Below are 12,306 nucleotides of genomic sequence, written 5' to 3' on the forward strand. Positions count from 1 at the left end.
TGCCGCCAAACAGCCGTGTCCGGCATCACCGCCGGAGAAGGGCCGGTGAGCTGTGGAGCTAGAATCTACGGTGGAAATCAAGAACCACGTAAGGATTCGTAACGCGCATGAGCATCACCGTCCGGCAGGCCACCGAGGCAGACTTTGACGACATCCGCCGGATCACCCGCGATGCCTATTTGAGCGCCGGGTTTATCGAAGCAGACAACCCCTACGTCAAGGACCTGGAGAACGTTGAGGACCGTGCGGCCAACGCGCTGCTCTGGGTGGCCGAACTGGACGGCAAGGTAGCGGCGTCCACCGCAATCACCTTCGCCGGGCAGCCGTACACCGACATTGCGATTGAGGGCGAGCTGGAATTCCGCATGCTCGCAGTGGATCCGGCCCTCCAGCGCGGCGGTGTCGGCCGCGCCCTGGTGGCCGCCGTCATCGAATATGCCCGAAGCCTCGACGGCATCCACGCCGTCAGCCTGACCAGCATGACCCCGATGACCAACGCCCACGCCCTGTACAAGTCCATGGGGTTTGAACGCGTGCCCGAGCGTGACTGGACCGTGCCCGATGAGGACATCCTCCTCTGGGTCTTCCGCCTGGCGCTCTGACGCCGGCAGCGGGCGACCCCAGCGCGCCGAGGTCCTGGGAGCGCGGAGGTTCTTCACGCACGGAGGTCCTGAACACGCGGCGTCCGTAGAACAGACAACGGGCTTCCGTCGTCGATTTGAGCCCGTTATCTGTTCTACGGATTGGCCAGGAGGGGAGTTCAGCGATTCAGGCTTCACCCGCGGACCACGGAAAACCGCAGCACCAAACGCCGTAGACTGGGACGGATACCTTTTATCCGAAAAAAGACGCATGGGAGACTCATGTCTGAGATCAATCGTGAGGCTGTGGCGCACTTGGCGCATCTGGCCCACATTGAGATGACCGAGGATGAACTGGCCAAGATGGCCGGCGAACTGGATGTCATTGTTGATTCGATCAAATCCGTAAGCGAAGTTGCCGGTGAGGACATCCCGGCTACCTCCCACCCCATCCCGCTGTTCAATGTGTTCCGCGAGGATGTTGTAGGGCAGACGCTGACCAATGAAGAAGCGCTCTCCGGTGCTCCCGACAATGCGGCCGGCCGTTTCAAGGTCCCTGCCATCCTGGATGAGGAGTAAAGACTTCCATGAATGAACTGATTACTTCGAGCGCTGCCGTCCTGGCAGACAAGCTCGCCGCCGGCGAGGTATCCGCCGTCGAAGTTACACAGGCCCACCTGGACCGCATCTCCGAGGTGGACGGCGCCGTCAACGCCTTCCTCCACGTGAACACCGACGAAGCGCTGCAGGTTGCGGCCGACGTCGACAAGGCCCGCGCCGCCGGCGAAACCCTGCACACCCTCGCCGGCGTGCCCATCGCCATCAAGGACCTCATCGTCACCAAGGGCCAGCCCACCACGGCCGGCTCCAAGATGCTCGAGGGCTGGATGAGCCCGTACGACGCCACGGTGATCACCCGCATCCGTGCCGCACGCATGCCGATGCTGGGCAAGACCAACCTGGACGAATTCGCCATGGGTTCCTCCACCGAGCACTCCGCGTATGGCCCCACCCGCAACCCGTGGGACCTGGACCGCATTCCCGGCGGTTCCGGCGGCGGCTCCGCAGCAGCCGTGGCAGCCTTCGAAGCACCCCTGGCACTGGGCACCGACACCGGCGGATCCATCCGCCAGCCTGCCGCCGTCACCGGTTCCGTGGGCGTGAAGCCCACCTACGGCGGGGTTTCGCGCTACGGCGCCATTGCCATGGCCTCCTCGCTGGACCAGATCGGCCCGGTATCCCGCACCGTCCTGGACGCCGCCCTGCTGCAGGAAGTCATCGGCGGACACGATCCCCGCGACTCCACCTCGCTGCCGGACCCCGTGGGCAACCTCGTGGAAGCCGCCCGCAACGGCAACGTTGCCGGCATGCGCATCGGCGTCATCAAGGAGCTGCAGGGCGAAGGCTACGAAGCAGGCGTCCTGGCCCGTTTCTCCGAATCCCTGGAACTGCTCAAGGATGCCGGCGCGGAAATCGTCGAGGTTTCCTGCCCCAACTTCAAGTACGCCCTGGGCGCCTACTACCTGATCATGCCGTCCGAGGCTTCCTCGAACCTGGCCAAGTACGACGGCGTCCGGTACGGCCTGCGTGCCCTGCCCGCCGACGGTCCCATGACCATTGAGCGCGTCATGGGCGCCACCCGCGCCGCCGGCTTCGGCGACGAGGTCAAGCGCCGCATCATCCTGGGCACCTACGCCCTGTCCGCCGGGTACTACGACGCCTATTACGGCTCGGCCCAGAAGGTGCGCACGCTGATCCAGCGCGACTTCAACGCCGCGTTTACCCAGGCCGATGTGCTGATTTCCCCGACCTCGCCCAACACGGCGTTCAAGCTGGGGGAGAAGCTGGACGATCCGCTGGCCATGTACCTGAACGACGTTGCCACCATTCCGGCCAACATGGCCGGCGTTCCGGGCATCTCCATCCCCGGCGGCCTGGCCGACGGACTGCCCGTGGGCATCCAGTTCCTGGCTCCGGTCCGGGAAGATGCCCGCCTGTACCGCGCCGGCGCAGCGCTTGAGGGCATGCTGGAAAAGAAGTGGGGCGGCCCGCTGCTGGCCTCTGCACCCGTACTCGGAGGAGTGAAGTAATGTCTGTGCACATCCAGGACGACACCCTGTCCTTCGAAGAGGCCATGGAGAAGTACGATCCGGTGCTCGGTTTTGAGGTCCACGTGGAGCTCAGCACCAACACCAAGATGTTCTCCGATGCGCCCAACGTCTTCGGCGACGAGCCGAACACCAACGTCACCCCCGTGTGCCTGGGCATGCCCGGCGTGCTGCCGGTGGTCAACAAGACCGCCGTGGAGTACTCGATCCTGATCGGCCTGGCGCTGAACTGCAAGATCGCCGAATCCTGCACCTTCGCCCGGAAGCAGTACTTCTACCCGGACACCCCGAAGAACTTCCAGACCTCCCAGTACGAAGATCCCATTGCGTACGACGGTTACCTGGACATTGAGCTCGAAGACGGCACCGTGTTCCGCGTCGAGATCGAGCGCGCACACATGGAAGAGGACGCCGGCAAGCTCACCCACATGGGCGGGGCCGCCGGCCGCATCCAGGGCGCCGACTTCTCCCTGGTGGATTACAACCGTTCAGGTGTTCCGTTGGTGGAAATTGTCACCAAGCCCATCGAGGGTGCCGGTTCCCGCGCTCCCGAGTTGGCCAAGGCCTACGTGGCCGCGGTCCGCGAGATCGTGAAGAACCTGGGTGTCTCCGACGCCAAGATGGAACGCGGCAACGTCCGCTGCGACGCCAACGTTTCGCTGCGCCCGTACGGCCAGGAAAAGTTCGGCACGCGCTCGGAAACCAAGAACGTGAACTCGCTGCGCGCCGTCGAACGCGCCGTCCGCTTTGAGATCCAGCGCCACGCCGCTGTCCTGGAATCCGGCAACAAGATTGTCCAGGAAACCCGGCACTGGCACGAGGACACGCGCTCGACGACGTCGGGCCGGCCCAAGTCCGACGCCGATGACTACCGCTACTTCCCGGAGCCTGACCTGGTTCCCGTGGTCACGACCACGGAATGGATCGAGGAGCTGCGTTCCCGCCTGCCCGAGCCGCCCGCCGAGCGCCGCAAGCGCCTGCAGGCCGACTGGGGTTACTCGGACGCTGAGTTCCGCGACGTGGTCAACGCCGGTGTCATGGACTCCATCGAGGAAACCATTGCTGCCGGTGCCTCCGCACAGGTCGCCCGCAAATGGTGGATGGGCGAAGTGTCCCGCCGGGCCAAGGAAGCCGAAGTCGACCCCACCGAGGTTGGCGTGTCGCCTGAGCTGATCGTTGAACTGGACCGCCTGATCCAGGCCGGCAAGATCAACGACAAGCTGGCCCGCCAGGTGCTCGACGGCGTCCTCGCCGGCGAAGGCACCCCGGAGGAAGTCATTGAGGCGCGCGGCCTGGCCGTGGTGTCCGACGACGGCCCCCTGCTTGAAGCCATCGACGCCGCCCTGGCGGCCCAGCCCGACGTTGCGGACAAGATCCGCGGCGGCAAGGTCCAGGCCGTCGGCGCGATTGTTGGCGGCGTCATGAAGGCCACCCGCGGACAGGCCGACGCCGGCCGCGTCCGCGAGCTGATCCTGGAACGCCTCGGCGTTCAGGGCTAACTCGGACCACCGAGCAAACACCGCATAAACGATAAACACCGCATAAACACTGCCGGCCCCGGGACACCCCGGGGCCGGCAGTGTTTAACAGGCCGTCGGCTCCGACCGGGGGCAGTGTTTGTGACCAGGCCGCGAAACAGGGAGACGCCCGCCCGGTGCTGACTGTAGGGTTCTGGCATGGCCGATCATCCCGCAGCAGAGATCCACGCAGATGCGGACCTCGTGCGTCAGCTCCTCCGGCAGCAGCACCCCGCGGCGGCGGAGCAGCCGCTGCAGCTGGTTGCCAACGGCTGGGACAACCACATCTTCCGGCTCGGCCCAGACCACGCTGTGAGGCTTCCCCGGCGTGAGGCAGCTGTGCAGCTGACGGCCAACGAGCAGCAGTGGCTCCCCAGTCTCGCCGCTGATCTTCCCGTGGCAACATCAGCCCCTGTCTTTGCCGGCCGCCCCTCCGAGGCATTTCCCTTTCCCTGGAACATCACGCGCTGGTTTGAAGGCGCCGAGGTTTCGCTGCAGCCCCGGGACCGCAACGTTGCACTGGCTGCTCCGCTGGCCGGTTTCCTCAACGCCTTCCACCGGCCTGCCCCGCCGGATTACCCGCGGAACCCGGTTCGGGGCGTGCCGCTGGCCACCCGCAACAACGCGGTTCTGGGCCGCCTCGCCAGCGGCATGGTTCCCCATGCCGCCCGGGTCCGGGAGCTGTGGGAGGCCAGCCTCACGCTGCCGGGCTGGCCCGGTCCGAACCTCTGGCTGCACGGTGACCTGCATCCGGCCAACCTCGTGGGCGCTCCGGACGGCGGGCTGCAGGCCGTCATCGATTTCGGAGATCTGACGGCCGGAGACCCTGCCACTGACCTCGCGGCCGCCTGGCTGGTCTTTGACCAACACGGGCGCAGCGTCTTCCGTGCCGCACTGGGTAGCCGGTACGACGCCGATCCGCACGTTTGGGGCAGGGCGCAGGGCTGGGCGGTGTGCATGGCCTCAAACCTGCTGGCCAATTCCGACGATCATCCGGGAATGTATCTCATGGGGTCGGAAACCCTGATGGAAATTCTGACCGATGAGCGGGACTGGGTTTGAAGGCAGCCGGAAAAGCAATGAAGAACAGGGGAGACTCGGTGGACTGTGACATTCTGGTGGTCGGCGGCGGAATAGCCGGGCTGTCCCTGGCCTCGGCACTGGCAGGGCGAACCGGCGTGCTGGTGGTGGAAGCCGAACCGACACTGGGGTTCCACACCTCCTCCCGCTCCGCCCGCCAGCTCATACCCAGCTACGGGCCCGCAGTCATCCAGGAACTGACCGTACGAACCCTGGCCCTCATCCGGGCGCTTGAGGTCCATTTGCCGGAGCCTGTCCTCACGGCACGCAGTTTCCTGCTGGTCGGCAGCGAGGAAACCGTACGGGACCGCGCCAGCGGCCACATGCATCCCGTTACGCCGGCGCAGATGATGGCGCTGGCTCCTGAACTGAAGCCCGAGCACTTTCCCGCGGCAGGGCTGGACACCACGTCCGTGGGGTGTGACACCGACGCGCTGATGGAATACCACCGCCGGCGGATCCTGGACCGGGGCGGACGCATCCTGACAGGGTCCCCGGTCCGGAGTGCGCGCTATGAGGCCGGAGGAGAGCAATTCGGCCGCTGGGTCACGGAGGCGGGGGAGCAGCACATCACTTCCCGCGTGGTGGTCAACGCCGCCGGGGCCTGGGCTGACGAGCTGGCCGCCCTTTACTCAGTCCGGAAGCGCGGCCTGCAGCCGTACCGCCGCACGGCCGCCATCGTCGACGTCGAACACCCCCTGCCTGCGGATGCACCCATGGTGGCCGACGCGGATGAGACCTTTTACTACCGCGCGGACGGAAACCGGGTCCTGGTGTCTCCGTCGGAGAGTGTTCCCAGCGAGCCCATGGACGCCCGCCCGCACGCCGAGGACGTTGCCGCGCTGGTTGACCTTGTTAATTCCGTGACGACCCTGGGAATCACGGGGGTTGTGAAGTCCTGGACCGGGCTGCGCACCCAGACGGCTGACGGGCTTCCCGTGGTGGGGTACGACGACGTTGTTCCCGGGTTCTTTTGGCTGGCCGGACAAGGTGGTTACGGCTTTCAAACCTCATCCGGAATGGCGGAAATCGCGGCCGCAATGCTGCAGGGGGAACAGCCGAAAAAGGCCGTCATCGAGGCACTGAGTCCCACCCGCGCCGGACTGTGACCAAAGTCTCATCACTGCTGCGTAACGAATCGGTGCAAGTGAGTGTGTATGGTCATATTCGCGTGCCCGGGTGCCTACAGTTGAAGGATAAAGCCAAGTTGGCTTTCTCTTCTTTTTAGATCCACCTTTTTGCTTGAAAGGTCTGTCCCAGTGTCAGATATTTTGCCGCCACAGCTGGTTGGCGCGCAGCAGAGTTCGCTCTATGTCAAAATCCGAACAATAGTGACCGTTATCTCCGGAGCCTGGCTGATTTTGGCCGTAACGGGGTTTGGATTCTTTTCCGGCGGAACAACATCTCTGGCCTTTTCGCTGATCCTCATGTACGCAACGGGTGCAGCCCTGATTATAGTGATCGCTGCCATCTACCGGGCCGTTAAAAACTCGGCCATTCGGCGCAGCGAAACCGCGCCCGAGGATACCGCCGCACTGGCCTTCATCGACACCACCCGCTCCGCAGCGGACGAGCTCCTCGCCGCACTGCGCCCGGCGCCTCCGACCGGCCGGGCCTATGATCCCGCCGCCCGCACCGTTGGGCCGGCTGTGTCGATGATCGAAGCCGTGGCCGCGGCGCGTGCGGCTGCGAACGCAGCAGCGGTTGCTTTGACTTCCACTCCGGCTGAAGCAAACCGGACGGATCGTCCGGCCAAGAAGGATCAGGCACCTGCCGCGAAGACTGCTGCCGCCGCGCCTGTGGCAAAGCCGGCCGCAGCCAAGAAGCCGGCCGCCGCGAAGTCAGCGGTCAAGACACCTGCGGCGAAGCCTGCCGCTGCCAAGAAGCCTTCCGCTAAAACCGCGGCCAAGCCAAGCGCAGTAAAGAACACTGCCGGCAAGGTGCCCGGCAAGACACCGGCAGGGGCCAGGACTTCTGCTAAGACCCCGGCCAAGACTCCGGCCAAGGGCGCCGTCAAGGGTTCGGGCAACGGGGCAGCCAAGAAGCAGCAGCCGCGCTCCGGTGCCGTGCAGCCGAAGAAGAAGACCGCTCCGGGAGTCTCCGCCAACGCAGCAATCCCTGCCTGTGCCTCACCGGCCAAGGGCCAGCGGCCTGCACTGGTGCTGGCGTCCAGCAATCCCGTTCCCCAGGCAGTACGAAAAGTGCATGAGGCACTGACACGGCAAAAAGCCTCCTGACCTGCGCAATTGCGGATCTTCCGACGTTCAGGGAGTTGCCAGCTTTCCTCCAGTTCGTGCCCAGTCAGAGGGGTTAACGTAGTTAGTACCTCATAAGGGTGCGAGTGATGAATGGATAGAGTAGTGACCTATCCGGCGCCGGCAGACCAGGGTTGTTCCCCCCAACCAACCCAAGGTCTGCCGGCGCTTTTCTTTGTCCAAGCTGCTGTCCACCCCGCCATGGCGGTCACTCAGTTCCGAAGGTCCTGAATTCGCCCGTCGCTTCGGACCAGGAGTCCTGCACAGCGCTCACTGTTCCGGGAGCAGCCGGAGAATTCAGCCACTGCAACAGCTCCTCCAAGGCCGGGCCGGCTCCCTCTGCGACCACCAGGACTGATCCGTCGCTGCGGTTGGCGGCAAGGCCGGTGAGTCCGAGGCGGATTGCCTGCTGCAGGGTCCGGTAGCGGAACCCCACCGCCTGGACCTCTCCGGTGATCCGGGCCGTGAGCCGGCGGGCAGGGACGGGAGTATCCGTAGGTGTCATGGGCTTAGAGTAACGGCGTGTCCAGCACGGAGTCAGCAGCAGCGAGCAGGGAACCGTCCGCCACGGCCACCCTGCAGGCCTCGATCTCCGGCGCCAGGTACCGGTCCGGACCCGGCCCCGGCACCACTTCACGCAGGGCCGCCCGAACCGCGGTAACCGCCGGCGCACTGCGGGAGGTGGAAACACCGCCGTCGCGCATGTCCAGTGCCCGGGCTGCGGTCAGCACCTCGATGGCCAGGACCCGCGTCAGTCCGTCAATTGCGCGGCGCAGTTTCAGTCCCGCCGCCCAGCCCATGGAGACATGGTCTTCCTGCATTGCCGATGAGGGAATGGAATCCACCGACGCCGGAACGGCCAGCCGCTTCAGCTCGGAAACGATCCCGGCCTGCGTGTACTGGGCAATCATGTGCCCGGAATCGACTCCCGGGTCAAAGGCCAGGAACGCGTTGAGGCCGTGGCTGCGGGATCGGTCCAGGAAACGGTCGGTGCGCCGTTCGCTCATGGAGGCAATGTCGGCGACGGCGACCGCGAGGAAATCCAGCACGTAGCCCACCGGTGCACCGTGGAAATTGCCGTTGGATTCCAGCCGCCCGTCGGGGGTCACCACCGGATTGTCGATGGCCGAGGCCCGCTCACAGTCTGCAACATTCTCGGCATGCTGCAGGGTGGATCGGGCGGCGCCGTGGACGGAGGGAACGCAGCGCAGTGAGTAGGCGTCCTGCACGCGGGTGAAGCCGCCGGTTTTTTGTTCCTCGATCAGAGCCGATCCGGCCAGAACGGCCCGGATGTTCGCGGCGGATTCGGCCTGTCCGGGCTGCGGCCGCAGTGCCTGCAGATCCGCGGCAAACACCGCGTCGCTGCCCAGCAGTCCTTCAACGCTCATAGCTGCTGCCAGGTCCGCGGTGGACAGCAGCAGGTGCAGGTCAGCGATGGCCAGCGTGAGCATGCCCAGCATGCCGTCGGTGCCGTTGATCAGGGCCAGGCCCTCCTTCTCCTGCAGCTCCAGCGGTTCCAGCCCGGCTGCCGCCAGGGCCGCTGCGGCCGGCACCCGCTCGCCGTCGGCGGTCCGGACCTCGCCTTCGCCCATCAGGGCCAGCGCACAGTGGGAGAGGGGAGCCAGGTCCCCTGAGCAGCCCAGTGAACCGTACTCGCCCACCACCGGAGTAATGCCGGCATTGAGCAGCCCTGCATACGCGAGGGCCACCTTGGGTCGGACGCCGGTGCGGCCGGTGGCGAGGGTGGACAGCCGGTTCAGCATCAGCGCCCGCACCACCTCCGTGTCCACTTCCGCACCCGACGACGCCGCATGGCTGCGGATCAGTGAACGCTGCAGCTGCCGGCGCTGTTCGGGGACGATTTGCTTCACCGCGAGGGCCCCGAAACCGGTCGAAACCCCGTAGTGGGGCTTATCGTCGGCAGCGAGTTCCTCGATGACCGTGCGTGAGGCTGTCATGGCGGTGAATGCCTCGGCCGCCAGCGTGACGGCTGCGCCGTGCCGGGCTACGGCAACGATGTCCTCCGCCGCCAGGGCGCCGGTTCCCAGCTCGACGGTTGTACGGGGGTTCTGCAGGGTTTCCATCTCCTTATCTGAGCATGGGAACGGCAGGGGTCCTAGCGGGACGCCGATTCCCTGTCTGGGATTCCAGACACTGCACTAGACTCTGCACATGCCAGAGAGCTATTTCCGGGTTCAGGTTCCCGCTGCTGCACAAGTCCTGTCGATCCTGCGGTATTTGGGAACGCAGGCCGGCCCCGTCAGCGCCACCGCCGTTTCCCGGGACCTCTCCCTGCCGCGGTCCACCACCTACCACCTGCTTGCCGCCCTGGTTGCCGACGGGTTTGCCGTCCATTTGCCGGAGGAGCGCAAATACGCCCTCGGTGCGACAGCCCATGAGCTCGGCACCGGCTACGCGCGGCAGGCACCGCTGCAGCGCATTGGCCGGTTTCCGCTGCGAAAGCTGGTAACCCAGGCATGCCTGACCGCGCACCTGGCAGTCCTGCAGGGCACCGACGTGATTTACGTGATTGAGGAACGGGCACCGAAGCAGCTGCCCCTGGTGACCGACGCCGGCATCAGGCTTCCGGCCCACCGCACCGCCAGCGGGCGGGCCATGCTGGCCCAAATGACGGACGCGCAACTGCGGGCACTCTACCCGGATTCAGAGACTCTGCGCTCCGGCCGCATCGGAGGTGCCGCCCTGACCGGCCTCCTGGCGCAGGTGCGTGAACGCGGTTATGCCTGGGAGGAAAACGAAGTAACGGAAGGCTTTTCCTCAATCGCCGTGCCCGTCCTGGACCGCTCCGGCCGAGCGGTTGCCAGCGTCACGCTCACAGCGCCAAACCGGTTGTCAGCCGATTCAGCGGGTCCCGCCGCCCTGCAGGGGATCCCTGCCTTTGCGGCCGATCAGCTGACCGGTGTCTCCCGGTGTGCCGCCGAAATCTCCCGCCGGCTGGGCGCCCAGACGTCCCAGCCTCCGGCGCCGCTGCAGCCTTTCTGAACAGTTGCTGTCTGGGATCCCAGACGCCCCGAAAATCTTCTGCGGGCGGACCGGAACCCTCAGCTACCGTCTGGTCATGGCTACCATTTCCGATCCTTCCCGCAGCATCCGGTCCCCCCGCGGCACTTCCCTGACAGCTAAGAGCTGGCAGACGGAAGCGCCCCTTCGGATGCTCATGAACAACCTGGACCCGGAAGTTGCCGAGCGGCCGGAGGATCTGGTCGTCTATGGCGGAACCGGCCGGGCTGCGCGCAGCTGGGAGGCGTACGACGCGATCGTCCGCACCCTGTCCACGCTGGCCGACGACGAGACCCTGCTGGTCCAGTCCGGCAAACCCGTGGGCGTCTTCCGGACCCACGAGTGGGCGCCGCGGGTGCTGCTGGCCAACTCAAATCTGGTGGGGGACTGGGCCACCTGGCCCGAGTTCCGCCGGCTGGAGGCCGAAGGACTGATGATGTACGGCCAGATGACGGCCGGATCCTGGATCTACATCGGCACGCAGGGCATCCTCCAGGGCACCTACGAGACCTTCGGCGCCGTTGCCCGGAAGCTCTTTCGCGATGAAAACGCCACCCTCGCCGGCACGCTGACCCTCACCGGCGGCTGCGGCGGCATGGGCGGTGCGCAGCCGCTGGCCGTGACGCTTAACGGGGGCGCGGTGCTGATTGTCGACGTCGACGAATCCCGCCTGCGCCGCCGTGCCGGGAAGCGTTACCTGCAGGAGGTCGAAACGGACCTGGACACCGCCGTCGCCAAGGTCATGGCCGCCAAGGCCGAGAAACGGGCGCTGTCGGTGGGACTGGTGGGCAACGCCGCCGAGGTCTTCGAGGAACTGCTGCGCCGCCAGCTCGCCGGGGACATCAGCGTGGACATTGTCACGGACCAGACCTCCGCCCACGACCCGCTGAGTTACCTGCCGGCCGGCATTCCCGTGGAGCGCTGGGTCGCCGAGTCCACCGCCGACCCCGAAGGTTTCACGAAGAAGGCCCGCGAATCCATGGCCCGCCAGGTGGCGGCTATGGTGGGCTTCCAGGACGCCGGGGCCGAGGTCTTTGACTACGGCAACTCCATCCGTGACGAAGCACGCCAGGGCGGCTACGAGCGGGCGTTCGAGTTCCCGGGGTTTGTTCCCGCCTACATCCGGCCGCTCTTCTGTGAAGGCATGGGCCCCTTCCGCTGGGTGGCGCTTTCCGGCGATCCGAAGGACATTGCGGTCACGGATGCCGCAATGAAGGACCTCTTTCCGGAGAACACGCGCCTGCACCGCTGGCTCGACGCCGCGGCGGAGCACGTTGAGTTTGAAGGCCTGCCGGCCCGCATCTGCTGGCTGGGCTACGGCGACCGGGCCAAGGCCGGGCTGCTGTTCAACTCGCTCGTCGCGGAGGGCAGGGTCAGCGCACCGATTGTCATTGGCCGCGACCATCTGGATTCCGGCTCGGTGGCCTCACCATACCGGGAGACCGAAGCCATGGCCGACGGGTCCGACGCCGTCGCGGACTGGCCCCTGCTCAACGCGATGCTGAACACCGCCTCAGGTGCCACCTGGGTTTCCATCCACCACGGCGGCGGCGTGGGTATCGGCCGCTCCATCCACGCCGGCCAGGTGTCGGTCGCGGACGGAACCGAGCTGGCCGCCCGAAAGCTGGAGCGGCTCCTGACAAATGATCCGGGCACCGGCGTCATGCGCCACGTCGACGCCGGATATGAGCGCGCCTCCGACGTCGCCGCCGAGCGCGGCGTCCGCATTCCGATGGCAGAGTAG

Annotated in this window: 11 protein-coding genes; 9 read left to right on the top strand and 2 right to left on the bottom strand. The window is 66.0% G+C overall.

What is annotated here, in order from left to right:
- Window positions 1-107: 107 nt before the first annotated feature.
- The 7 genes from KG104_RS05565 to KG104_RS05595 all read left to right on the top strand — a co-directional run bounded on the left by KG104_RS05565 (window position 108) and on the right by KG104_RS05595 (window position 7,523).
- Window positions 108-602, top strand: a complete 495-nt coding sequence (locus KG104_RS05565; protein ID WP_104161776.1) for a GNAT family N-acetyltransferase — start codon at window positions 108-110, stop codon at window positions 600-602.
- Between the two features lie 261 nt (window positions 603-863).
- The gene (gatC, locus tag KG104_RS05570; protein WP_104055298.1) at window positions 864-1,160 is read left to right on the top strand and encodes an Asp-tRNA(Asn)/Glu-tRNA(Gln) amidotransferase subunit GatC; all 297 of its coding nucleotides are present in this window, start codon (window positions 864-866) and stop codon (window positions 1,158-1,160) included.
- 8 nt (window positions 1,161-1,168) lie between these two features.
- Window positions 1,169-2,671, top strand: a complete 1,503-nt coding sequence (gatA, locus tag KG104_RS05575; protein ID WP_104055299.1) for an Asp-tRNA(Asn)/Glu-tRNA(Gln) amidotransferase subunit GatA — start codon at window positions 1,169-1,171, stop codon at window positions 2,669-2,671.
- Complete coding sequence (gatB, locus tag KG104_RS05580; protein WP_104161777.1) at window positions 2,671-4,188, top strand: Asp-tRNA(Asn)/Glu-tRNA(Gln) amidotransferase subunit GatB; 1,518 nt, start codon at window positions 2,671-2,673, stop codon at window positions 4,186-4,188. Before gatA ends, gatB begins: the two co-directional genes overlap by 1 nt.
- Before the next feature lie 177 nt (window positions 4,189-4,365).
- Window positions 4,366-5,268, top strand: coding sequence for an aminoglycoside phosphotransferase family protein (locus tag KG104_RS05585; protein WP_207347521.1), 903 nt, complete (start codon window positions 4,366-4,368; stop codon window positions 5,266-5,268).
- 17 nt (window positions 5,269-5,285) lie between these two features.
- A complete protein-coding gene (locus tag KG104_RS05590; protein WP_207347522.1) occupies window positions 5,286-6,395 on the top strand; it encodes an NAD(P)/FAD-dependent oxidoreductase in 1,110 nt (369 codons plus the stop codon).
- Between the two features lie 222 nt (window positions 6,396-6,617).
- Window positions 6,618-7,523, top strand: coding sequence for a hypothetical protein (locus KG104_RS05595; RefSeq protein ID WP_207347523.1), 906 nt, complete (start codon window positions 6,618-6,620; stop codon window positions 7,521-7,523).
- 226 nt (window positions 7,524-7,749) lie between these two features.
- Here KG104_RS05595 and KG104_RS05600 read toward each other — a convergent pair whose 3' ends face one another.
- Together KG104_RS05600 and hutH are read right to left on the bottom strand one after the other, a co-directional pair.
- Window positions 7,750-8,046, bottom strand: a complete 297-nt coding sequence (locus KG104_RS05600; RefSeq protein WP_104055303.1) for an acylphosphatase — start codon at window positions 8,044-8,046, stop codon at window positions 7,750-7,752.
- Between the two features lie 4 nt (window positions 8,047-8,050).
- On the bottom strand, window positions 8,051-9,625 hold the full coding sequence (gene hutH / locus KG104_RS05605) for a histidine ammonia-lyase (protein ID WP_207347524.1): 1,575 nt from the start codon (window positions 9,623-9,625) through the stop codon (window positions 8,051-8,053).
- An 88-nt stretch (window positions 9,626-9,713) separates the two neighbouring features.
- On the opposite strand from hutH, the gene KG104_RS05610 reads away from it, so the two are divergent.
- Window positions 9,714-10,544 carry an IclR family transcriptional regulator gene (locus tag KG104_RS05610; RefSeq protein WP_104161781.1) on the top strand — a complete coding sequence of 277 codons (831 nt, stop codon included), beginning with the start codon at window positions 9,714-9,716 and terminating at the stop codon, window positions 10,542-10,544.
- Window positions 10,545-10,620: 76 nt separating this feature from the next.
- Complete coding sequence (locus tag KG104_RS05615) at window positions 10,621-12,306, top strand: urocanate hydratase (protein WP_207347525.1); 1,686 nt, start codon at window positions 10,621-10,623, stop codon at window positions 12,304-12,306.

The sequence above is a fragment of the Arthrobacter sunyaminii genome (genome assembly GCF_018866305.1).
Classification (GTDB): domain Bacteria; phylum Actinomycetota; class Actinomycetes; order Actinomycetales; family Micrococcaceae; genus Arthrobacter_B; species Arthrobacter_B sunyaminii.

What these genes read in the sequence shown, in the direction of transcription:
- KG104_RS05600 (WP_104055303.1), bottom strand. Translation starts at nt 8,046, where the DNA reads ATGACACCTACGGATACTCCCGTCCCTGCCCGCCGGCTCACGGCCCGG.
- KG104_RS05610 (WP_104161781.1), top strand. Translation starts at nt 9,714, where the DNA reads ATGCCAGAGAGCTATTTCCGGGTTCAGGTTCCCGCTGCTGCACAAGTC.
- KG104_RS05590 (WP_207347522.1), top strand. Translation starts at nt 5,286, where the DNA reads ATGAAGAACAGGGGAGACTCGGTGGACTGTGACATTCTGGTGGTCGGC.
- gatC (WP_104055298.1), top strand. Translation starts at nt 864, where the DNA reads ATGTCTGAGATCAATCGTGAGGCTGTGGCGCACTTGGCGCATCTGGCC.
- gatA (WP_104055299.1), top strand. Translation starts at nt 1,169, where the DNA reads ATGAATGAACTGATTACTTCGAGCGCTGCCGTCCTGGCAGACAAGCTC.
- KG104_RS05585 (WP_207347521.1), top strand. Translation starts at nt 4,366, where the DNA reads ATGGCCGATCATCCCGCAGCAGAGATCCACGCAGATGCGGACCTCGTG.
- hutH (WP_207347524.1), bottom strand. Translation starts at nt 9,625, where the DNA reads ATGGAAACCCTGCAGAACCCCCGTACAACCGTCGAGCTGGGAACCGGC.
- KG104_RS05565 (WP_104161776.1), top strand. Translation starts at nt 108, where the DNA reads ATGAGCATCACCGTCCGGCAGGCCACCGAGGCAGACTTTGACGACATC.
- gatB (WP_104161777.1), top strand. Translation starts at nt 2,671, where the DNA reads ATGTCTGTGCACATCCAGGACGACACCCTGTCCTTCGAAGAGGCCATG.
- KG104_RS05615 (WP_207347525.1), top strand. Translation starts at nt 10,621, where the DNA reads ATGGCTACCATTTCCGATCCTTCCCGCAGCATCCGGTCCCCCCGCGGC.